This is a genomic window from Pseudomonas sp. S3_B08, assembly GCF_054667725.1.
Genome location: NZ_CP162750.1, coordinates 1,857,276 through 1,878,018, shown reverse-complemented (window position 1 = coordinate 1,878,018; position 20,743 = coordinate 1,857,276). Strand labels below are relative to the sequence as shown.

Annotated in this window: 18 protein-coding genes and 1 tRNA gene; 10 read left to right on the top strand and 9 right to left on the bottom strand. The window is 58.3% G+C overall.

Features of this window, described 5'->3' with window-relative positions; genetic code table 11:
- Positions 1 to 210: 210 nt before the first annotated feature.
- Positions 211 to 1,272: an SDR family oxidoreductase gene (locus AB4N73_RS08660; RefSeq protein ID WP_460143267.1), complete on the bottom strand. Its 1,062-nt coding sequence runs from the start codon at positions 1,270 to 1,272 to the stop codon at positions 211 to 213.
- Between the two features lie 102 nt (positions 1,273 to 1,374).
- Here AB4N73_RS08660 and AB4N73_RS08655 point away from each other — a divergent pair, with 102 nt between their 5' ends.
- Complete coding sequence (locus tag AB4N73_RS08655) at positions 1,375 to 2,001, top strand: dTMP kinase (RefSeq protein WP_236168814.1); 627 nt, start codon at positions 1,375 to 1,377, stop codon at positions 1,999 to 2,001.
- A 120-nt stretch (positions 2,002 to 2,121) separates the two neighbouring features.
- Here AB4N73_RS08655 and AB4N73_RS08650 read toward each other — a convergent pair whose 3' ends face one another.
- The gene (locus AB4N73_RS08650) at positions 2,122 to 3,234 is read right to left on the bottom strand and encodes a hypothetical protein (protein ID WP_236168815.1); all 1,113 of its coding nucleotides are present in this window, start codon (positions 3,232 to 3,234) and stop codon (positions 2,122 to 2,124) included.
- Between the two features lie 126 nt (positions 3,235 to 3,360).
- Positions 3,361 to 3,708 carry a helix-turn-helix domain-containing protein gene (locus AB4N73_RS08645; RefSeq protein WP_052392211.1) on the bottom strand — a complete coding sequence of 116 codons (348 nt, stop codon included), beginning with the start codon at positions 3,706 to 3,708 and terminating at the stop codon, positions 3,361 to 3,363.
- 215 nt (positions 3,709 to 3,923) lie between these two features.
- On the opposite strand from AB4N73_RS08645, the gene AB4N73_RS08640 reads away from it, so the two are divergent.
- The 4 genes from AB4N73_RS08640 to AB4N73_RS08625 all read left to right on the top strand — a co-directional run bounded on the left by AB4N73_RS08640 (position 3,924) and on the right by AB4N73_RS08625 (position 7,434).
- On the top strand, positions 3,924 to 4,181 hold the full coding sequence (locus AB4N73_RS08640; protein ID WP_353956547.1) for a DUF2357 domain-containing protein: 258 nt from the start codon (positions 3,924 to 3,926) through the stop codon (positions 4,179 to 4,181).
- Positions 4,075 to 4,788 (top strand): nuclease domain-containing protein, encoded by a 714-nt coding sequence (locus tag AB4N73_RS08635; protein ID WP_460143266.1) that lies wholly within the window; start codon positions 4,075 to 4,077, stop codon positions 4,786 to 4,788. The genes AB4N73_RS08640 and AB4N73_RS08635 overlap by 107 nt, the downstream gene beginning before the upstream one ends.
- Before the next feature lie 224 nt (positions 4,789 to 5,012).
- Positions 5,013 to 5,087: transfer RNA gene (locus tag AB4N73_RS08630), tRNA-Lys, on the top strand.
- Positions 5,088 to 5,112: 25 nt separating this feature from the next.
- The gene (locus AB4N73_RS08625) at positions 5,113 to 7,434 is read left to right on the top strand and encodes a hypothetical protein (protein ID WP_460143265.1); all 2,322 of its coding nucleotides are present in this window, start codon (positions 5,113 to 5,115) and stop codon (positions 7,432 to 7,434) included.
- A 190-nt stretch (positions 7,435 to 7,624) separates the two neighbouring features.
- Here AB4N73_RS08625 and AB4N73_RS08620 read toward each other — a convergent pair whose 3' ends face one another.
- The 5 genes from AB4N73_RS08620 to AB4N73_RS08600 all read right to left on the bottom strand — a co-directional run bounded on the left by AB4N73_RS08620 (position 7,625) and on the right by AB4N73_RS08600 (position 13,150).
- A complete protein-coding gene (locus AB4N73_RS08620) occupies positions 7,625 to 8,140 on the bottom strand; it encodes a cupin domain-containing protein (RefSeq protein ID WP_460143264.1) in 516 nt (171 codons plus the stop codon).
- 103 nt (positions 8,141 to 8,243) lie between these two features.
- A complete protein-coding gene (locus AB4N73_RS08615; protein WP_460143263.1) occupies positions 8,244 to 10,646 on the bottom strand; it encodes a TonB-dependent siderophore receptor in 2,403 nt (800 codons plus the stop codon).
- A gap of 66 nt (positions 10,647 to 10,712) precedes the next feature.
- The gene (locus AB4N73_RS08610; protein WP_460143262.1) at positions 10,713 to 11,663 is read right to left on the bottom strand and encodes a FecR domain-containing protein; all 951 of its coding nucleotides are present in this window, start codon (positions 11,661 to 11,663) and stop codon (positions 10,713 to 10,715) included.
- Entirely contained in the window at positions 11,663 to 12,172 is a 510-nt protein-coding gene (locus tag AB4N73_RS08605) for a sigma-70 family RNA polymerase sigma factor (protein WP_375123712.1), read from the bottom strand. Before AB4N73_RS08605 ends, AB4N73_RS08610 begins: the two co-directional genes overlap by 1 nt.
- Positions 12,173 to 12,253: 81 nt before the next feature.
- Entirely contained in the window at positions 12,254 to 13,150 is an 897-nt protein-coding gene (locus tag AB4N73_RS08600) for a helix-turn-helix domain-containing protein (protein ID WP_460143261.1), read from the bottom strand.
- Positions 13,151 to 13,312: 162 nt separating this feature from the next.
- Here AB4N73_RS08600 and AB4N73_RS08595 point away from each other — a divergent pair, with 162 nt between their 5' ends.
- The 5 genes from AB4N73_RS08595 (at position 13,313) to AB4N73_RS08575 (ending at position 19,678) form a co-directional block, all read left to right on the top strand.
- Positions 13,313 to 14,671: a glutamine synthetase family protein gene (locus tag AB4N73_RS08595; protein WP_016774729.1), complete on the top strand. Its 1,359-nt coding sequence runs from the start codon at positions 13,313 to 13,315 to the stop codon at positions 14,669 to 14,671.
- Positions 14,672 to 14,825: 154 nt separating this feature from the next.
- Positions 14,826 to 15,914, top strand: coding sequence for a polyamine ABC transporter substrate-binding protein (locus tag AB4N73_RS08590; protein WP_460143260.1), 1,089 nt, complete (start codon positions 14,826 to 14,828; stop codon positions 15,912 to 15,914).
- Positions 15,911 to 17,212 carry an NAD(P)/FAD-dependent oxidoreductase gene (locus AB4N73_RS08585; protein WP_460143259.1) on the top strand — a complete coding sequence of 434 codons (1,302 nt, stop codon included), beginning with the start codon at positions 15,911 to 15,913 and terminating at the stop codon, positions 17,210 to 17,212. The genes AB4N73_RS08590 and AB4N73_RS08585 overlap by 4 nt, the downstream gene beginning before the upstream one ends.
- A gap of 244 nt (positions 17,213 to 17,456) precedes the next feature.
- On the top strand, positions 17,457 to 19,112 hold the full coding sequence (locus AB4N73_RS08580; RefSeq protein WP_252876296.1) for a PqiB family protein: 1,656 nt from the start codon (positions 17,457 to 17,459) through the stop codon (positions 19,110 to 19,112).
- A gap of 17 nt (positions 19,113 to 19,129) precedes the next feature.
- Complete coding sequence (locus AB4N73_RS08575) at positions 19,130 to 19,678, top strand: PqiC family protein (RefSeq protein ID WP_460143258.1); 549 nt, start codon at positions 19,130 to 19,132, stop codon at positions 19,676 to 19,678.
- A 6-nt stretch (positions 19,679 to 19,684) separates the two neighbouring features.
- On the opposite strand, the gene AB4N73_RS08570 is transcribed toward AB4N73_RS08575, so the two are convergent.
- Positions 19,685 to 20,623, bottom strand: coding sequence for a site-specific integrase (locus AB4N73_RS08570; protein ID WP_460143257.1), 939 nt, complete (start codon positions 20,621 to 20,623; stop codon positions 19,685 to 19,687).
- Positions 20,624 to 20,743: the final 120 nt, after the last annotated feature.

The following is a 20,743-nucleotide window of genomic DNA, read 5'->3' as shown; positions in this document are numbered from 1 at the left end:
TGTTTGCGTCCGTACACACTTGGATACAGAGCAGTGCCTGTCGAAGGCGCTATTTTGGAGTTGGGCTATACGATTGGCTGCGTTCTGCCGGTGACAGGCAGGAGGATTTCACAGGGCGAATGAAAGTCGCAGATGTGGGGGGCGAGGGCGTGGAAATTACTGTTGAATGAGGGGACACGCCAGGTGCCCACCTTATCTGTCTGGAACCGCCTAGGGGATCAAGCGCATCTCGCGCAGTTTGTCGAACACGTCGAAAAATGCCTGATCACTCGCCTGATAGGCAGTGAAGCCCATCAGGCGGCTTTTCGACATGTCCGTGACCACTTCGATGGGGCGACCAAGGTCGGCATCGGTATGCCATGGAGAAATCAGGCGATTGATATCGGACTCTTTCAAACCGTGCTCCGCGACTATTTGCGTCCATACGGCTTGATCGTCAGCCATCTGCTTTTCAAGGGGTGAGACTGAAGCGGGATAATCGGCAGCAGGCAGGTCGAAGTATTCGGCAATGCGGCCCCACATCCATTTCCACCGGAATACATCGCCATTGGTGATATTGAATGCCTGATTCGCCGCAGCCGGCGTGGTGGCCGCCCACAGTTGTTGTTTCGCCAACTGCCGCGCATCGGTCATGTCGGTGAGGCTGTCCCACTGCACTTTTGATCCTGGAAATACGAAAGGGCGATTGGTGTGTTTGCAAATCGAGGCATAGACGGCGAGGGTGGTTGCCATGTTCATCGCGTTGCCCACGGCCACCCCAGTGACGGTATGCGGGCGATGAACGCTCCAAGTGAAACCGTCCTGTTCAGCAGCGGCGAAGAGTTCGTCTTCCTGAGCGTAATAGAAATTCTCGACATCGAGACGACCCTGTTCTTCGCGAAACGGCGTCTGCGGCAGACTGCCTTTCCCATAGGCTTCGAAAGGGCCGAGATAGTGTTTCAGGCCGGTAACCAGTGCTACGTGTTTGACGCTTTTCGCTGGGCGAATGGCCGAGAGCACGTTGCGCACCATGGCGGCATTGACGCGAATGTTTTCGGCCTCCGTGGCTTGCCGCGACCATGTGGTAATGAACACATGCGTGGGTTTCACATCCCTCAGCGCCTGTTCCAGAGAAGCAGTATCCTGAAGGTCTGCCGCGACAGGCATCACGCCTTGAACTTGAGATGGATGCCTCGACAGCGCGGCGACCTGCCACTGGTTGTCGATAAGTAACTGGGTGATGGCGCTGCCGACAATGCCGCTGGCGCCCACGACTAGAGCTGTCTGGGTCATAGGTTTCTCCTGAATTCAGGTTTGGGAGTCCGCCTGAGCAGAAGAGGTTCAACCTGAAAATCCGTTAGAGTGTTCACCACTTCCCGTTAAAGCCTGTGAACAATGACTCGTCCGCTGTTTGTTTCCCTTGATGGCCCCAAAGGCGTCGGCAAAACCTCGCTGTTGGAGGCCATCACTGAAGTCCTGAGGGCAGACAACCAGAAAGTCATCCGACTGTGCGAGAAAAAAAGCGACCCGTTCAGGGGCGAGACAATGCATCTGGTGAACCGACTCGTCCGACATCCTGACCGGGATCTGGAACTGGAAGTCTGCCAACGCCTCGCTGATAGCCGCAGCTGGATTTCCCGAAACGTGCTGACCAGACAACCCACCGACAGCATCATCCTGATCGATCGCTGGTATCCATCCGATGCGGCGTTTCGCCGGATAGTCCCGTTTGCTGAAATCCTGCAATTAAACCGTGATCGCAACGTTCAGGTGCCAGACCTGCATGTTGGCGTGGTCACGACGGCGGAGATTTCGTGGGCGAGGGCAGGGGCACGCCGGCGTGGCTTGAGCAGTACTGTGCTTCGCGGTCTGGAGGAGCATGTAGCTTGTACCCAGGCTTTTGAGCAAGCCGCTGCCGATCAGGGTTGGTTTTTGTGTCGGAATGAGGGAACGATCGAGGAGGCGACGGGGCGGGTGGTAGGGGAGATTAATCGGGTGATGAGCCGCCTGCGCGTTCCTTAGCGCCAGTCCCTCAAGGCAGATCACGGTCGACTAAGACAGGCAGCGCGGAAAGTGCCATTGCACAAAAAAACGGGGCTCCAGCGTTGCGAATATGTGCTGGAGCCCCGTATTTATGGGCTATCAGTCGAAACTCAGTTCCTGAGTCTTGATGTGATTGGCCACTGCGCCAGAGATGGCGTCGAAGATTGCTTTTTCATTGTTGCTGTAGACCTCCATGTCGAGATCCAGGGTAATGGCAGCGCTGCGGATCAATACACCTTCATGGTGATAGCTGACAAACAATGAGTGCCAGTCTGTGAATTCCACATCCAACACGAGGTAAACCACCGTCACCGAAGCCATGCCCTGATCGTTCTTGATGGGGCCAAAGGCGACAGTCGTGCGGCCGTCCTTAGTGCTTGCCTTGTTCCACCAGAAGGTCATGAAGTCGTGGGTGCCCGAATCGTTGGGATCCTTGGCCAAGAGCGTCGCGAGCTGCTTGAAACTCTCGAGTTCCGTCGCTCCCAGATACGTGCCAACGATGGTGGTCAGCAAACTACCGATGTCCACGTCACCTGAAGAGACATCCTGCCTGACCTGGCCGCCACTCGCTGCCTTTACGGTAAAGCCCAGATCGGTCAGTTGGTAAACCACAGCATCGAACCATTGCTTCGTCTGCAGATAGTCCGTATTGGTGATGTCCACGCCCTTGTTTTTCAGGACGGCGCGCGCAGCCCCCTGTGCGTAGAGGTTCAGGTGGGAGTATGCGCTGACCTGCTCCGGGGTAGCATCGGTCATGGCATAAACCAACTGCGAGTCGATGGCTGTGGCGTCGATTGTCGTCGTAGTTCCACCGGTTAGTACGCTGCCCAGCTTCGGCGGCGCAAGGGCAGGCCAAGCGCAGGTGATGATCCTGCTCGTAAACCCCACACCATCGCGAAGATAGGCTTGACGAGAGCGCCAGTCGGGATGGGAAGTGCGGTCGATAGTGAAAGGGACGTCACGCAAGCCTTCGGGAGGGTTACCTATGGACTTGTCGATTGCCACGTTGAGTCTCTTCAGAAGCCCGTCGCACTCGCATTTCGCGAAAACATTCAGATGGTAGTTCAGGCCTTCTGTGTTGGTGACTTGCACGTGAGCACCAGCCCCCAGGGCCGCTTGGCAAGTTGAGATGTTCCGACCGAAAAGGCTGAACGTTTTCTGGGACTCGAACTTCACTTCTACATCAGCTTTTGCAGATTCCTTAGTGCACATGATGATCTCCAGCTCATACCCAGGCGTCATTGCTTGGGCATCTAGAAGTTATCAATATCGGCCCCTTCGTGAAGCTCAGTCGGTTGAGCAGGGCTCACGAATTGCCCTGAAAATATTGCGTGGCGCTCAAGGTGCTGGAGTAGTCACTTCATCAAGAAACTTGGCGAGGTTACGAACATCGTTGTCGGCCATTCTTTCAATCACGTCCGCGAGCGTTTTGCGATGCGGCGCGTCATGCATGGCGCCGAGCGAGTGCTGTCCACGGCCGAGCAGAAGCCAATCGGCATTGACGTTCAGCTCGACGCACAGCTTGGCGAAGTTCTCCATACTGATTGGCTCTGAACGAAACCACCGACTGAGGGCGCTGTCCGTCACACCGATTCGGTGTGACAGCGCGTAGAGTTTTGGAAACCCACGAAGGGTATATGCGAACTGAAGTCTCTCGCCGTAGCTTTTGATGCCATGCATTTCCATATCTTTCTTCGTCCTTTACTCGGAGAGGCATCGAAAGCTTCAGAAGTCCGCAGCCTCTCCGGGTTTAAGGCGGGTGAAGCCCCCAAGAGCGAATCGAGTGTGGTGAGAGGCACATGGCAGCGCGCCAACGATTGCTCTCGTCCATGCTAAAGACGAACTCATGTGCAGTGATATGAACTTTGCCGACTGAGAGCTCAGGTAGGTGTCCGGCCAAGGTGATTTTCTGGTTCGAGCGATTATGGCCTGAGCGCCAGCCAACGACTTGGTTTGCGAGGCTGAGGCGCTATGGGGATCGGTTTCACCGCGCGCTCAAACAGATATCTCAGCGGCCGTTAACAACCTTGAAGAGTGATCGCACGTCGGTGAGTGCGCACACGGTCAAGCGGTTGGACTCCGCATCCGTCTGCATACGCGCGAGCTTATCGGTTTGGTTGGTACGCGTTGCGTTCAGGTTGGTTGGGAAAGGATCCTGATGAGACGCTGTGGGTCAGCCCAACATGGGAGGTTTATGAGCGGTGGTGCTTTGTAACTGTAGTCTCACAGCTGCAACGTCAGTTTCCTGAACTCGTCTGGAGTCGTGAATATCGATCGATGGGTTTAAAAGAAATCGTGTGGCGGGGAATAGCGGCTGATGTGACCGTTGAGGCATGTTACCAAGTCCGATGCCCAGCGATTGATCAACCTGCGCATCGCGGTTTTCAAAGCTTATCGCGAGAGCGATATCCGGACATCGTCGTGACGTTGGACTCGCCTTCGACGAAGCGCTTCTTGGTTTTCGATGCGAAGTATCGCAGCGCCCGCGCCAGCGTCCTGGATGCAATGGAGTCAGCGCACATTTATCACGACAGTCTCCAGTGGAAGGGCATCAAGCCTGACGTTTCATTGCTGCTGATACCTAGGGCAGACAAAGTAACGGCGCTTATCAGCCCGACCTATCATGCGGACTATGGGGTCGGAGCCTGGCAAATCAGTGCAGAATCAGAAGGGGAGGCACTGGGGATCGAACTCAAACGAATTCTGAGTGCAATACCAATCGCGGCCGCTCCAGCCCGTACAATTGCTATTGGAACGGCGAAGTAATCGATTACGCACAGTAGCGCTAAACTCGCTGACAATCCCGCAACCCGAAATAAAGTCGTCGGGCTCCAGGCGTATTGGTTCGCGACGCCGGTGCAAAGGACTCGATCAAACTGCGCTGGTCTTGACGACTCTTCCCGAGATCACCTGATTACGTTCAGGTTCACAAGCGGCAATGTTTTCGATCTTCACAATCGTTCAGCGCTGGTGGACAATCCGCGCTCTGTTCCGGGGTAGTTCAGCGGTAGAACACTCGGCTCTTAACCGGGTGGGCGCTGGTTCGAATCCAGCCCCCGGACCCACAACATCGCAGGCTCGGAAGGACTCATGCTCAGGGACGATAGGGAATCGAATGCGAATGCCGGCATAGGTGCCGGCTATGCAGCCTTTCAACTGTCTCGGGCACTCGCTGCATCGGGCCTCGACGATAACGGACAGACGAGCAAGCGCATCGAGCGCTGGCGCAATGTAATCGAGCACATATTGCAGGGATCTGCGTCGTATGGCTCACGAACTCCATTCGCGGATGTGCCTGAGTGGGTCACGCTGGAAGTCGTCACGGGAGGTTTCGCCACTGGGCAGTACATGGCCGGTGGCGCACTGACCGAGTACGAGCGACATTTGGCTGCTTCGATTCCTGGTATCCGTCCTGGCTTCGAGCGACTCGATCTCAACACTTGGCACCTTACGGAGGAGGGGATTGAGGTACTGCAAACGAAGCTGGCGAGCGGGGATTATCGAATCGAGGTGCCAGAAGAAGCTGCACTGCTGACGGTGGCCTGGTTGCTGGGCCAACAACGTACAGAGAACGCATGGGACCTGGTTGAAGCGATAGCGCCTTTCTTTGAAGAGCTGCGATTCTTTCCGATGGCTTCTGACGGTTCGCCGCTTTCAGCAGGGCAAGTGCAGGTTTTTACTGTCGGTGATGTCAGAACCGTGCTTTCAAACCGCCCAGCACAGACGCGTCTGGCAGCGCAAAAACATGTCGTCGAGACTCGCTTGCCGCTCTACGATGCGGCGGTGTCGCTTTTCCTTTTGACGTATCAGGATGATTGGCCTTGTCGCCGGTACCCCGAGGGCTGGTTTGAGCAGGCGAATATTCTGAAGCGGCAGTTCGATGCTTCTTGCCCCAGCGCTTCAGGTGAAGCTGAAAGCTCAAGGGATCGGGCAGGGGAGTTGTTTGCATTGCTGGGGAGTTGCGCTAGCGATGCGGCGTCGCTTACGGGACGGCAAGTCGGACGAATTCGCAGGATCGTCGACGATTTCGTACGCAAGCATGGTCATCCCGAATCCGAATCTCATCAAAAGCACAGAGAGTCTCAACGCAGTCACGTGTCCTCACCCGGGCACCATCTATTTGCTAAAGCGGTTGCCGCACGTCTGAGCAGGTATCCCGGTTCGGACGGAGTTTCCGACTTTTCATCTCTGCTGCAACCCGTTACCTGCGAAGAAGCGACCGCATATTCGCTGTTAACAGGTATCGGCATTCCTACTGATATTCGTCGACGCGTCGAGCTGTGTCGAACGGGCACAATTGCCGAGTTGATCGATAAGGGATTGATTACATCCGGGGATACCGTGGCGCGGCTGCTGCCAGCGATAACGGCTGAGATCTGCAGTGCAGGATTTCGCGATATGTCGCTGCGGATGCTCTCTGTAGCAACCTATCGCGCCTTTCGACAACGCCGCTCATTGTTGCTGTTGGATCTGGAAAGTCAGGTCAGGATGAATGAATTGCCGTGGGTGGCGGCTGTTGAGGACCAGCGAGAAACGGACGCGGTGGTCGCTGAGGCAGCGAAACAGTCCCTGATCCAATCCGCAGCAATGACTCTTTGCGCTTTTCCTCAAGCGATCCTGCCCAACAAACTCATTCAGGAATTTGCTGCGCTTGGTGCGATGGCCAAGCTGGATCTGCCTTTTGTGGAAGAGGTCGCCTCGGACATTTTCATGGGCGCTTTCTCGAACAAGTACATAAGAGCTGCCAGGCAGGCAGCATCTTTGACAGGTGGCACGCTATACGCCAATTACTACGACATTGATGCAAGCCAATTGGCGATGCTTCCTGATCAACCGAAATCCAGGCGGAAAAGGTTCTCCAGACCTGACGCTAGTTCCAGGGACGCATTGGCCAGATTGTGCTCCCAGCGGGCTGATGCGGGCCTGGGGACATGGCGACCGGCGACTAACGGGAAAATCATCGAGCAACAACAGATCCTGACGACGCAAAACCTTGCGCTGTTGTTTGGTGAGCTCGGGTTGAAGGCGCTGTTGCAGCATCGCCTGGCTTCGATGGCCGAGGAATGCTTCAGATGGATATGCGTACGCCAGCAGATGAAGTTGCGGTTTTATCACTCCAGCCTAGTGGTGATCAAAAATACGGCTTATGCCTGGCGGCAAATGGTCTTTTATCTAGCGATGCTTGATGAGGCAGAAATGCGTTTCGCGATTGAACGTATCGAAGCTCATTTCGCGGTTCAGCCTAGTGCATTTCGTGAAAGGTTCCTGCCGGCGATTAGAGGATTGCGAGTAGCGGCTTCTGGTGCACCGTTGACCGAGGCTCGCCAAGCAAGCGAAGGTGCTCAGGTTTTTATCGGATGGACTACCGAGAGACATTGGTTGTTGAAGCTGCAAACGAATGGCGTTGCTTAGACTGAGAGGTTGGGAGTGGTGGATCTGATATCTAAAGCCTGAGGCCGTTCGCATCCACGATTTAACATAATATACATTACACGTAACAAGATGTTACAGGGTTAGCGTGGTTGCCCGAGAGATTTGAATCTGCGCGGTCGCTTCAAAACCAGCTTTCCCTGCAAACTGCATTTGTCCCAATCTACAACTCTCAATCTTCACCGCGCGTAAGCATTTCAATCAGCGCTCCATGCTGCGGATACTGTGCCGTGAGTTTTGCGCGATTACCGACTTCCATGTCCGCGAAATCAAACCCAGGCGAAACCGCTTCGCTGATCAAGCCAAAGCCATTCGAGCCTTCCAGCAATCGAGAGGCTTTCCAGATTCCACCCGGTACGTGCAATTGCAGTTGCTGACCAGCCAAAACATCGCTGCCCATCACCAGCGTTTGCAGTGAGCCGTCGGCGTAGATCAGGTTGTATTCGATGGCGTCGCCCAACTGAAAATAATGCAGGATGTCGGATTGGTTGAAATGAAACTGGCCCGCCGGCGATTGCTCAGTGAGCAGATAGTAGATCGAGGTCAGCAGATATCGCGTGCCTTGCTGCGTTTCGAGGCAGGCACGGTGATCGGCTTGATAGGTTCTGCGGTAATAACCGCCCTCGACATGGGGCTGTAGATTCAGCGCAGCAATCACATCTGTAGCATTCGGCTTGCGCTGAATCATGGCCTTCTCCGTTGCAGGTACGGTTTTTTGTTAGCTCAACTAAACGGTCATTTAGTGTAGTTAACGTATTTTCGACGACGATCGACGCACTTACCCTGCTCCGTTAGAAGTCTACCGCCGCCGACAGCAGATACGTCCTCGGCGTAGAAAGCGTCAACCCCGGCTCACTATCATCCGATGCACCCGCCGAGCTCCAATAGCGTTTATCCAGCACGTTTTCGACATTGGCGCGCAAGGTGATCGTTTTCTCGTCCAGCTTGAAAGCATAGCGCGTGCCTACATCGAATCGTTCCCAAGAGTCGATTTCCTTGTCGTTCGCCTGATCCAGATACTGCGAACTCGAATAGATCGCACGACTGGTCAATGTCAAACCCTGCACAGTCGGCACATCCCACTCCGCGCCGAGGTTGACGTTGTATTTCGGTGTCGCCGGTGCGCGGTTGCCGTCGAATGTGCCGTTGGTGGTGTGGGTCAGTTCGCTATCGATGTACATCACACCGCCCAGCAATCGGAAGCCCTTCAGCGGTTCGCCAAACACGCTCAGTTCTACGCCGTTGTTTTCGCGTTTGCCGTTCGGGCCGAAGACTCGTGTGGTCGCATTGGTTTCGTAGGCAGGTTGTTTGATGCGGAACACCGCTGCCGTCAGGGCGTATGAGCCCGCGTCGTACTTGGCGCCGACTTCAACCTGACGGCTGATGAATGGCGGGAAGATTTCGTCTTCGTTGATAGATGTCGATGGCGCGATTTTGCCTTGGCTGAGGCCTTCCATGTAGTTGGCGTACAGCGAGAGTTTGTCCGTCGCCTTGAACAGAATGCCGCCCGACGGCGAGACTTTTTCCTCATCGTAAGCCGTGTCGCCCTTGATGCCGTCGCTCCAGTCATCGACTTTGACTCGCTGCCAGCGCGCCCCCAAAGTCAGCAACAGGCGATCGTCGAAGAAGCCAAGCGTGTCGGACAACGCCACGCCGCTGAAGCGGTTCTCGGTATAGACCTTGGCGTCATTGCGGGTCGGCGTGCCGGGTCTGGCTATTTCCACCGGGTCGTAGAGATTGCTGCGCCCGGCTGCGTAACGGGCGCCGCCGTTTTCGAAGTCCATATAAAAGTAGTTGGCCGCCAGGTTCACTTCATGGCTGACAGGTCCGGTCTGGAACCAGTTACGCACCCCAGCGGTAGCCGTGCGAACGTTTTCGTCGCGAGTGAAGTCGCGCGGCTGGACGCTGAAGTCGCCGGCGTCATTGGTCACCGACACCGCGTGGCGCAAGAAGTCGTGATTGCTTTTGCGTGCGCCGACGCCGCCATACAGCATGACCGAATCGCTGACATCGAACTCGCCGTTGAGCGTGCCGAAAGTGTCTTTGGTTCGCGCCCGGCTCCAGGGTTGCGCATAGTTGTCGCGCACATCATTGGCGTTCGGCACCTTGGCGTTGGTCGCGACTTGCACGCGTTCCTGCGGTGCGTCGGTGTCGCGTTCGGTGTGGCCGATATCGGTGGAAAGTCGCAAGCGTTCACCACGGAAATCCAGACCGAGTACTGCCATGTCGCGATCGACACTCTGATGATCCCATTCTGTATCACCGGACTGTTTGACCCCGTTGAAGCGCACCCCGAATTGATTGTCTTCGCCAAAACGCCGTCCGACATCCACCGCGCCGCCGACTTGATTGTTCGAGGCGTAATTGGCTGTCAGCGAGGTGATCGGCTTGTCGGTCGCGCGTTTCGGCACGACGTTGATCCCCCCTCCTACACTGCCCCGTGGCGAAATCCCGTTGATCAATTGGCTCGGGCCTTTGAGGATGTCGACGCGATCGGCCATTTCCATGTCGATGGTGTAAGTCGGCAACACACCGTAGAGGCCGTTGTAGGCAACATCACTGTTGAACAAGCTGAAACCACGAATGGTGAATTGCTCATAGCGGCCACCGGCCGGGTTGGTGGCGCGTACCGAAGGGTCGGTACTGATCAGATCGCCGAGCGTGCGCGCCTGTTGGTTTTTCACCGTTTCGCTGGTGTAGGTGGTCATGCTGAACGGGGTTTCCATGAAATCCCTGGAACCCAACAACCCTTGCGAGCCACGCCGCGCGACCTGACCGCCAGCAAACACGTCGGCATCCGCTGAACCGCTCGCGCCGAGAATGGATGTCGGCGCAAGTTGCAAGGTGCTGCCTTGCGCTGCGGGCACCAGCGTATAAGCCTGATCGCCGACCGGTTGCAGCTGCAAACCCGAACCCAGCAACAACCGGCTGAACCCCTCCTCCACGCCATATTCACCGGACAAACCATTGCTGTTGCGGCCGCTGACCAGTGCCGGATCCACCGACAGATTGACGCCGGCGAGACCGGCGAAGCGCGTCAGCGCTGTACTCAGACTACCGGCCGGCACCTGATAACTGCGGCGACTGCCATCGTCGGCCCAGCTCGATTGGATCAACACGGGGCTGGCACTCAGGCTCAGCAAAAGGCTCAACTGCAACAACGGACGCAAACGACCTGGAAATACTGCGGGCATTGGAAGAAGCTCTCGATTTTGTTCACTTGCCTGGAATGACCAGTGAGGCGAAAAAAGGGACAGGCTTCAGCCAGTTTTTTCTGCACGCGGTACCAGTGACACCCAAAATCGCGTTCGCGTATGCACATCGACGGGCAAACTGGCTGCCAGCAGTGCCAGCACTTGATCGGTATCGTCGACGCGAAAGCTGCCAGTGACGCGCAGCGATTCCAGCGCCGGATCCCAGCGCAGCACGCCCGAGCGGTAGCGACTCAGCTCGCGGAGGAAATCACCCAGCGGCTGGTTTTGCGCCATCACCACACCGTCGCGCCAACCGGGCATCAACGCTTCGAATGCCGTCACCGCTCCCGCGCCCGAAGCTTGCAGGCTGACTTGCTGGCCCTGCTGCAATACCAGCGTCGGGCCGTGCAGTGGCTGCAATTGCACCGAACCACGCAGCACGCAGACCTGGCAATCGCGCGCATTGAGGCGCACCGAGATGTCGCTGTGATTGACGATCATCCGCCCATAAGGCGCGTTGACGATAAAGGCTGAATCGCCCGCGACGTTGAGCGCCATCTCGCCACGGATCAGCGTCAGCTGACGTGCAGGCAGATCGACATTCACCGCGCTGTCGGTGTTGAGCTGCAATGAAGAATCCTGCGCTAAACGCACTTTGCGCCGCTCGCCAGTGCTGGTGTGCAGGTCGGCGCGCCAGACCTCCAGCGGCAGCTCCCGACTGATCAACCACGCCGCCGGCACCAGCGCCGCCACGCCCAAGGCACGCTTGAGAGCAGCGCGCCGCGCCGGATCCGGCCGATCCAGCGTGGCCATGGCCAGCGTCGGCGGCAAACCTGCGAAACGCTGGCGAAGCTGCTGGATTTTCTGCCACGCGTTCTCGTGGCGACTGTCACTGGCGCGCCAATGCTGCAATCGGGCGTGATCTTCCTCGCTGGCACCACCGGACTCGAGCAGTGCCAGCCAGTGCGCCGCTGCCCGCGCCACTTCCCGCATTTCATCATTGGGTGCAACGCGCATCACAGATCCGCCAGCAAGCAATGCTCGTACGCTTGGGCCATGTAACGTTTCACCGTGCGCTCGGAAACCTGCAAGCGCTCGGCAATCTCGCGGTAGCCAAGGCCCTCGAGTTGACTCCAAAGAAATGCCCGGCGCACCGGGCGCGGCAAGCCATCGAGCAATTCATCCAGCGCCTGCAAGGTTTCCAGCAGCAACCAGCGCTGCTCCGGCGACGGTGCGCACGCTTCCGGCAATTGCGCCAAGGCATCGAGGTAGGCTTTTTCCAGATGGCGCCGCGTGTAGAAATTGCTCAGCAGCCGTTTGCCAACGGTGAGCAAATACGCACGCGGCTCGCGCAACTCGGCCAGTGGCGGCGCGTTGCACAGGACGCGTAGAAAGGTGTCCTGACTGAGGTCCGCCGCATCCCACGCATTGCCCATGCGCCGGCGCAGCCAGGTTTCCAGCCAGCCGCGGTGCTCGCGATACAACTGCTGCAGGCTCTGCTCCGACGGTGACGTGGCTTCAATCATCTCAAGAGACCCTGCGCGAAGGTAGATTCAAATGAGACTGATTCTATTTAACTTCTGCGAGGACACAAAGCCTTTTTCTGCTCAGCGCTTGAGCGTTTCGCTCGGCAGCTCCTTGAACAGCGCGCGGTAACTGCTGGAAAACCGCCCCAGATGCCAGAACGACCAGCGCATCGCCACTTCGGCAACGGTGGTTTCGCAAGGTCGGCGCTTGAGCAATTCACGGTGCGCACTGTTTAGCCGCCTCAGGCGCAACCAGTGGCTCGGGGTCATCCCGGTGTAGGCCTTGAAAGCTTGCTGCAACTGGCGCAGGGGTACGCCGGCAACGTGGGAAACTTCGAGCAGATTGACCGTGTCTTCCGGCGAATCAGCCGCCCACTCCCCTACTCGCTTCATGATTTGGCGTTCGTTGTTGCGCTGCTGCAATCCTCCACGATCAAGACGGGTTTGAGCGTTGTCGAGGATGAACAGGCAGTCCTCGAGCAGTTGCCGAGTCAGGCGATCTTTATCAAGTGGATCAGCAGCTTGCGATAACTTCGTGAGAGTCGAGCTTAACCAGCCGCTGAACAAAGCGTTCTGTCCGCAGTTCAGCGGCGACATGAACAATCCCTCGAGCTTTGCCACTTGTAAACCGTGCTCGCGGACAAAATCCGGGCCGAACACCACAGCGATTTCCCGGTAGTTCTCCGGGGTGATCCAGATGTTGCGGCTCTCTTCGTTGAGCAGATACAGCGCGTTGTCACTGCGATCAAAACAGAACGCCAGAGCCCCGGATGGCGCGCTGAAATTCTGTTCGACCCGGGTGTTCATCTGTTCTTCGTAAACCTCGACGCCCTGCAGATCCAGATAGCGAATCTGCCCAGCGAAATGCCCCGGCGACATCTGCTGGTAATGCTGGACCCAGCCCGGTGTAGCGCGGATTTGCTCGGCCACATCGGCGGTATTGAACGCTTGAACCTGAAGCGGATTGCACGTTGTCATGGGGTGACCCTGCGCACTCTTTTGGTGCGCTTTGGTGCTGCTGAAAGTGGATAGATGGAATCGCAAGCCGCGCCCAAGATAGTCGCCAACGCGCCACAGGGGAAGGGGCGGAAGATGAAACCCGCCCTCCCCGGCGTCTACAAAACCAATAACGAGGTCTTTATGAACGCCCCTTTCGATCAGCTGTTCACCTGGCTGAAAGATCACAAGATTACCGAAGTCGAATGCGTGGTCAGCGACCTGACCGGCATCGCCCGCGGCAAGATTGCACCGACCAACAAGTTCCTGCATGAGCGCGGCATGCGCCTGCCGGAAAGCGTGCTGCTGCAAACGGTAACCGGGGATTTTGTCGACGACGACATCTACTACGACCTGCTCGACCCGGCTGACATCGACATGGTTTGCAAGCCGGTTTCCGATGCCGTGTATGTCATTCCTTGGGCAATCGAGCCGACTGCCATCGTCATCCACGACACCTTCGACAAGTTTGGCAATCCGATCGAACTGTCGCCGCGCAACGTTCTGAAGAAAGTTCTGCAGCTCTACACCGACAAGGGCTGGAAGCCGATTGTCGCGCCGGAAATGGAGTTCTATCTGACCCAACGCTGTGAAGACCCGGACCTGCCGCTCAAGGCACCACTGGGTCGTTCGGGTCGTGCGGAAAGCGGTCGCCAGTCATTCTCGATCGATGCCGCCAACGAGTTCGATCCGCTGTTCGAAGACGTCTACGACTGGTGCGAACTGCAAGGTCTGGATCTCGACACGCTGATCCACGAAGACGGCCCGGCGCAGATGGAAATCAACTTCCGCCACGGCGATGCGCTGGATCTGGCTGACCAGATCACCGTGTTCAAACGCACCCTGCGCGAAGCAGCGCTCAAGCACAACGTCACCGCGACGTTCATGGCCAAGCCGATCGGCGACGAGCCCGGCAGCGCCATGCACTTGCACCAGAGTGTGGTCGAGATCGCGACGGGTCAGCCGATCTTTGCCGATGCCGAGGGCAACATGAGCGAGCTGTTCCGTCATCACATCGGTGGCTTGCAGAAATACATCCCGAAAGTGCTGCCGATGTTCGCGCCGAACGTCAATTCGTTCCGCCGCTTCCTGCCGGACACCTCGGCGCCGGTCAACGTCGAATGGGGCGAAGAGAACCGCACGGTTGGCCTGCGTGTGCCGACTTCTGGTCCTGAATCGATGCGCGTGGAGAACCGCTTGCCGGGCGCCGACGCCAACCCGTACCTGGCGATTGCCGCAAGCCTGCTGTGCGGCTACATCGGCATGGTCGAGAAGATCGAGCCGAGCGCGGCGGTCGAAGGCCGGGCCTACGAGCGCCGCAATCTGCGCCTGCCCATCACCATCGAAGAAGCCCTGACGCAGATGGAAGAGTGCCCGAAGGTCGCCGAGTACCTGGGCAGTAAATTCGTCCGCGGCTACGTCGCGGTCAAACGCGCCGAGCACGAAAACTTCAAGCGCGTGATCAGCTCGTGGGAGCGTGAATTTCTACTGCTCAGCGTCTGACGGCGCGCCCGTCCCTGTGGGAGCGAGCCTGCTCGCGAAGACGTCAGTACATTCAATATTGACGTCGACTGGAACACCGCTTTCGCGAGCAGGCTCGCTCCCACATGGGATTGTGCAGCGCCTGAGAATTCCAATAAATCCAAGAGGTGTCGATATGCGTCTAATGAAATCCGTACTCCCGGTCGCACTGAGCGCGCTGTTCAGTGCAGCAGCCCACGCCGAGCCCCAGGTCAGCGTCTACAACTGGACCGACTACATCGGCGAAACCACCCTCGCCGACTTCCAGAGCAAGACCGGGATCAAGGTGATCTACGACGTCTTCGACTCCAACGAAACCCTTGAAGGCAAACTCCTCGCCGGCCGGACCGGTTACGACGTGGTGGTGCCGTCCAACCACTTCCTCGCCCGTCAGGTAAAGGCCGGCGCGTTTATGAAGCTCGACCGTTCACAGTTACCAAACTGGAAGAACTTGGACCCGAAACTGCTTGAATTGCTAGAGAAAAATGATCCCGGCAATGCGCACTCGGTGCCTTACCTGTGGGGCACCAACGGCATCGGTTACAACGTCGACAAGGTCAAGCAAGTGCTCGGCATCGACCACATCGATTCCTGGGCCGTGTTGTTTGAACCGGAGAATCTGAAGAAGCTCAGCCAGTGCGGTGTGTCGATGATGGACTCCGCCGACGAAGTCTTCCCGGCCATCCTCAACTACATGGGCATGGATCCGCGCAGTGAAAACCCTGAAGACTACAAAAAGGCCGAAGCCAAGCTGCTGAGCATCCGTCCGTACATCACCTATTTCCATTCTTCCAAGTACGTGTCGGACCTGGCCAATGGCGACATCTGCGTCGCGTTCGGTTACTCCGGCGATGTGTTCCAGGCCGCCAATCGCGCCAGGGAAGCCAAGAACGGCGTGAATATCGCCTACGCCATTCCCAAGGAAGGCGCCAACCTGTGGTTCGATCTGCTGGCGATTCCGGCCGACGCGAGCAACGCCAAAGAGGCCCACGCCTTCATCAATTACCTGCTCGATCCGCAGGTGATCGCCAAGGTCAGCGCCACCGTCGGCTACGCCAACCCGAACCCGGCGGCCAAGCCGTTCATGGATCAGGAGCTGGTCAACAACCCTGAGGTTTATCCGCCGCAGTCGGTACTCGACAAACTCTACATTTCCTCGACCCCGCCCCAAGCGATCATGCGCCTGATGACCCGGTCTTGGAGCAAAGTGAAGTCGAACAAATGACTCAGCACAGCCCACAACACGCACGTTCCTATTACGCAGCTTCTGCACGGGCGAGCACGCCCTACCCGTCGCTTGACGGCGATCTGATTGCCGACGTCTGCGTGATCGGGGGCGGCTTTACCGGCGTCAATACGGCGATTGAACTGGCGCAGCGCGGTTTATCGGTGGTGTTACTCGAGGCGCGACGTATCGGCTGGGGCGCCAGCGGGCGCAATGGCGGGCAGCTGATTCGCGGCATCGGCCATGAAGTCGAGGGTTTCGCCCGTTACGTCGGCCAGGACGGCGTGCGCTATCTGCAGCGCGCCGGCATCGATTCGGTGGAGCTGGTGCGCCAGCGCATCACTGAAAACGCCATCGACTGTGATCTGCGCTGGGGCTTTTGCGAACTGGCCAACACCGCCGCGCAATTTTCCGCGCTCCAGCAAGAGCAGGACAGCCTTGCCGAACTCGACTATGCCCACGCAACCAGGCTGGTCGGGCCGGAGCAGATCCGTGCGCAAGTGGTCGACGCCGGTGTGTACGCCGGCGGATTGATCGACATGGGTTCGGGCCATTTGCATCCGCTTGATCTGGTTCAGGGCGAAGCGCGTCTCGCCGCGTCGCTGGGCGTGCGGATCTTTGAGCAGAGTCCGGTCCTGGAAATCCTCCATGGCCCGACCGTCGAGGTGCGCTGCGCCACCGGTTCAGTACGCGCCGGCAGCCTGGTGCTTGGCTGCAACGCGCATCTGGATGACCTCGAGCCGAAACTCAGCGGCAAAGTTCTGCCCGCTGGCAGTTACATCATTGCCACCGAGCCGCTGGGCGAAACTCGCGCCGCGCAGTTGATCCCGCAGAACCTGGCGCTGTGCGATCAGAAAGTCGGGCTCGATTATTACCGTCTCTCGGCGGATCGACGTCTGCTGTTCGGCGGTGCTTGTCATTACTCCGGGCGCGATCCGGCGGATATCGCCGCCTACATGCGACCGAAAATGCTCAAGGTGTTCCCGCAACTGGCCGACGTGCGCATCGACTACCAATGGGGCGGGAAGATCGGTATTACCGCCAATCGTTTCCCCCAGGTTGGCCGGCTCAAACAGCACCCGAACGTGTTTTACGCGCAGGGCTATTCCGGCCATGGCCTCAACGTCACCCATTGGTGCGCGAAATTGCTGGGCGAAGCCATTCACGCCGGGCATAGCCAGGGCATGGACGTGTTCAGCAGCGTGCCGCACATGACGTTCCCCGGCGGCCCGGCGTTGCGTTCGCCGTTGTTGGCGCTGGGCATGTTCTGGTATCGCCTGCGCGAAATGCTCGGCTGAGCCCGCCACGACTCTGGCCCCTGTAGGAGCTGCCGAAGGCTGCGATCTTGGGACGCAGAGCGTCCCGGGCTGCATTCCCACGCAGAGCATGGGAACGATCAGGTCGCAACCTTCGGCAGCTCCTGGACTGCAATCGCGTCCCACGCCAGCTATACACATTTGCTCTATCGCCAAGCACTTCTATATTGATGAAGTGCTTTTGCGTTCCTGACGCTCAGTGCCCGATTAATTGAGGAGGACATGGATGAAGTCGTCAGCCAGCGACGAGCCGCGAGCACCCGGTCAGGCGCCGATCAAAACCCGCCGATTCGGTATCTCGCTGGTATGGATCGTGCCGATCGTGGCGGTGCTGGTGGGCATTTCGCTGGTGATTCACAACATCCTCCAGGAAGGCCCGACGATCACCGTCACCTTCAAGACCGGCGATGGCCTGACCGCCAACAAGACCGAAGTCAGGTACCGCAACGTAGTCATCGGCCATGTCTCCGACGTCGAACTGGCCAACGACCATAAACACGTCAACGCCACGATCAAACTCGCCAAGCAGGCCGAAGCCTTCACCCGCGAGGACTCGCAATTCTGGGTGGTACGTCCGCGCATCGGCGCCGGCGGGGTATCGGGCATCGACACATTGCTGTCGGGCGACTACATCGGTGCCGACATTGGCCAGGCCAATACCCGCTCAAAAAACTTCAAGGGTCTGGAGAACCCGCCGCCGATCACCTATGGCGAACCGGGCAAGCGTTTCACCCTGCACACCGCCGACCTCGGCTCGCTGGACATCGGCTCCCCCGTCTATTACCGCAAGATCCCGGTTGGCCAAGTGGTGTCCTATGCCTTGGACCAGGACGGCAAAGGGGTCAACATCGAAGTCTTCGTGCATTCTCCGAACGACGCCTACGTCACCGAAAACACCCGTTTCTGGAACGCCAGCGGCATCGACATCAATGTCGGTGCCAACGGCTTTGCGGTGAAAACCGAGTCGCTGTCGACCCTGCTGGTGGGCGGCATCGCTTTCCGCGCTCCGGATTACAGTCCCAACGATTCGCCAGCCAGTGAAGACAAGGGTTTCGAACTGTTCGCCGACCAGGCCACCGCCCTCGCCCCGCCAAACGGCAAGGCACAATATCTGGCGCTGCGCTTCGATCAAGCCTTGCGCGGGCTCAAGGTTGACGCGCCGGTGGAGTTCCTCGGAGTTGAAATCGGCCGGGTGGTGGCAGTCAATCTCGACTTCGACGAGGTCAAGCGCACCTTCCCGGTGAATGTCGGCATCGTCATCTATCCGCAGCGTCTGGGCCGCGCTCACACGAAAATGCTCAAGGCTTACCATGGCGACGAAAACGATGAGGCCACCGGCGCGCGCCTGATCGGCACGTTCATCGAAAACGGCCTTCGCGCCCAGGCCCGCAACGGCAACCTGCTCACCGGTCAGTTGTATATCTCCCTGGATTTCTACCCCAAAGCGCCGAAAGTCGCTTTTGACCCTACGGCACGGCCGGTGACCATTCCGACCGTCCCTGGCAGCCTCGAGCAATTGCAGGAAAAACTCGAGGCGATGGTCAACAAGATCAACGCGCTGCCGGTGGAGCGCATCGCCAGCAACCTCGACGGCAATCTGGTCGAGCTGCGCAAAGGCCTGAAGCAGTTCAACGCCAGGACTCTGCCGGGTGTACAGAGCACCCTCGCCGATGTCAGCAAGACCTTGCAGTCCGCCAATTCGACTCTCGCCGAGGACTCACCGCAACGCGAGCAACTGACCGAGACCCTCGACGAGCTCGGGCGCATGTCGCGCTCGTTGCGAGAGCTGTCGGATTACCTCGGTCGCCACCCTGAGTCGCTGATTCGCGGGCGGCCGGACAACGCCGCGCCGCTGGACCTCAAAGGACCGCCACGCAATTGAGCACAGGAGCTGAATCCATGGTTTTACCGTTGAAGATCACCCTGCTCGCTGCGCTGGTGCTGCTGGCCGCGTGCCGTAGCGACCCGATCAGCTTCCACACGCTGACCCCGGCGCAACCGGGCGCCAGCCGCACCGGCGCCGATATCGCCATCGAAAGCATCAGCGTGCCGCCGCAGGTCGATCGCGCGCAGATCGTGATTCGCCAAGGCAACAGCGGCGTGGCCATCCTGGATACCGATTGGTGGAGCGCCACCCTCGCCGATGAGTTGCGCGGTGCGCTGGCCGATCAGTTGAGCGGCGGCGTCGGCCAGCAGCGCGCTTCCGTGCGTATCGACGTGCAGCGTTTCGATTCGATTCCCGGTCAGTACGCCTTGATCGACGTGAAATGGCGAGTGCGCCCATTAGGTGCGGCGGACGCGGCGCTGCTGAGCTGTCGCTCGGTCTTGCAGACGCCTTCAGGGCCGAGCATCGACGAACTGGTGACCGCGCAACAGAACAACATCAAACGCCTCGCTGCGCACATCGCGCAGGGTGCCAGCGGCTCGCGCTGCCCGCCGCAGACCTGACACCGTTTACAAATCGAAGCGATCCACCGCCCGCCGCCGCTCGTTGTCATCACGCACATCGTAGTTGGCAGTCGTCTGGATATTGCTGTGATGCGCCAGTTTCTGTGCGATCGACAGGTCGTGCTCTTCGATCACCCGGGTGATGAATGAACGACGGAAGTCATGGGGCATGATTTTCACCCCGACCTGCGTACCGCGCTGGCGGGCAATGTAGTAAATCGCGTGTTTGGTGATGCGCTCGCGGGTGATGTGGCTGCCCCGGCGAATACGGTTGAACAGAAACGCATCGTCGCTCTCGCCCTCCTTGAGCTGTGAACGACGCAGTTCCAGCCAGGCGTCGAGCTTGGCAAAGGCCCAGGCCGGCGCGTATTTGATCAACTGCTTGTTGCCCTTGCCGGTCACCGTCAGGCTGCGTTCGTGAAAGTCGATCTGGCTCAGATCCAGATCCACCGATTCCGACTTGCGCATGCCGGTGCCGTACAGCAGCGCAATCACCGCCGCATCACGCAGGCCCTGCGGGCGCGGGTCGGCAGCGCAGACTTCCATCAGTTCATGAATCAGCGTGCGCTTGAGGTTGCGCCCCTGGGACAGCCGCGTGCCGGCTATGCCCTTGACCGAACGCATCTTCAGCAGGTGATCCTGGCTGATCAGGCTCATGCGCCATGCTTCGTTCATCACCCCGCGTACGGCGTTCACGTACAGCGACGAGGTGTTCGGTGCATAACCATCGGCACGCAAAGCGGCGACCAGCGCCACCACGTCTTCCGGTTGCAGGCCGTGCCAGGGGATTTCTTCGATATCGACGTCCTCGAAACCGAGGCGGTCAGCGGCGTCTTGCAGCACATAACGCATGGTCAACTGGCTGGAAGGTGCCAGTCGCGCCAGGTAAACGGTCAGCGGATTGTTGTTGGACGGTGCAGGTTGGGTACTCGACAAATCACTCAAACGAAACGGCCTTGAAATAAAAAACGATTCAACAAAAACAATAAATGCATGAAATGAAAAGCAAAAAACGGCATGACTCGATGACAAGGGTTACCGCGAAAGGCCGACAACCTGCCGTTC

Excerpts from the sequence above, each read along its gene's own strand:
- AB4N73_RS08615 (WP_460143263.1), bottom strand. The coding sequence starts at position 10,646 with ATGCCCGCAGTATTTCCAGGTCGTTTGCGTCCGTTGTTGCAGTTGAGC.
- AB4N73_RS08575 (WP_460143258.1), top strand. The coding sequence starts at position 19,130 with ATGGTTTTACCGTTGAAGATCACCCTGCTCGCTGCGCTGGTGCTGCTG.
- AB4N73_RS08610 (WP_460143262.1), bottom strand. The coding sequence starts at position 11,663 with ATGCGCGTTGCACCCAATGATGAAATGCGGGAAGTGGCGCGGGCAGCG.
- AB4N73_RS08600 (WP_460143261.1), bottom strand. The coding sequence starts at position 13,150 with ATGACAACGTGCAATCCGCTTCAGGTTCAAGCGTTCAATACCGCCGAT.
- AB4N73_RS08650 (WP_236168815.1), bottom strand. The coding sequence starts at position 3,234 with ATGTGCACTAAGGAATCTGCAAAAGCTGATGTAGAAGTGAAGTTCGAG.
- AB4N73_RS08620 (WP_460143264.1), bottom strand. The coding sequence starts at position 8,140 with ATGATTCAGCGCAAGCCGAATGCTACAGATGTGATTGCTGCGCTGAAT.
- AB4N73_RS08625 (WP_460143265.1), top strand. The coding sequence starts at position 5,113 with ATGCTCAGGGACGATAGGGAATCGAATGCGAATGCCGGCATAGGTGCC.
- AB4N73_RS08645 (WP_052392211.1), bottom strand. The coding sequence starts at position 3,708 with ATGGAAATGCATGGCATCAAAAGCTACGGCGAGAGACTTCAGTTCGCA.
- AB4N73_RS08595 (WP_016774729.1), top strand. The coding sequence starts at position 13,313 with ATGAACGCCCCTTTCGATCAGCTGTTCACCTGGCTGAAAGATCACAAG.
- AB4N73_RS08580 (WP_252876296.1), top strand. The coding sequence starts at position 17,457 with ATGAAGTCGTCAGCCAGCGACGAGCCGCGAGCACCCGGTCAGGCGCCG.
- AB4N73_RS08660 (WP_460143267.1), bottom strand. The coding sequence starts at position 1,272 with ATGACCCAGACAGCTCTAGTCGTGGGCGCCAGCGGCATTGTCGGCAGC.
- AB4N73_RS08590 (WP_460143260.1), top strand. The coding sequence starts at position 14,826 with ATGCGTCTAATGAAATCCGTACTCCCGGTCGCACTGAGCGCGCTGTTC.
- AB4N73_RS08605 (WP_375123712.1), bottom strand. The coding sequence starts at position 12,172 with ATGATTGAAGCCACGTCACCGTCGGAGCAGAGCCTGCAGCAGTTGTAT.
- AB4N73_RS08585 (WP_460143259.1), top strand. The coding sequence starts at position 15,911 with ATGACTCAGCACAGCCCACAACACGCACGTTCCTATTACGCAGCTTCT.
- AB4N73_RS08655 (WP_236168814.1), top strand. The coding sequence starts at position 1,375 with ATGACTCGTCCGCTGTTTGTTTCCCTTGATGGCCCCAAAGGCGTCGGC.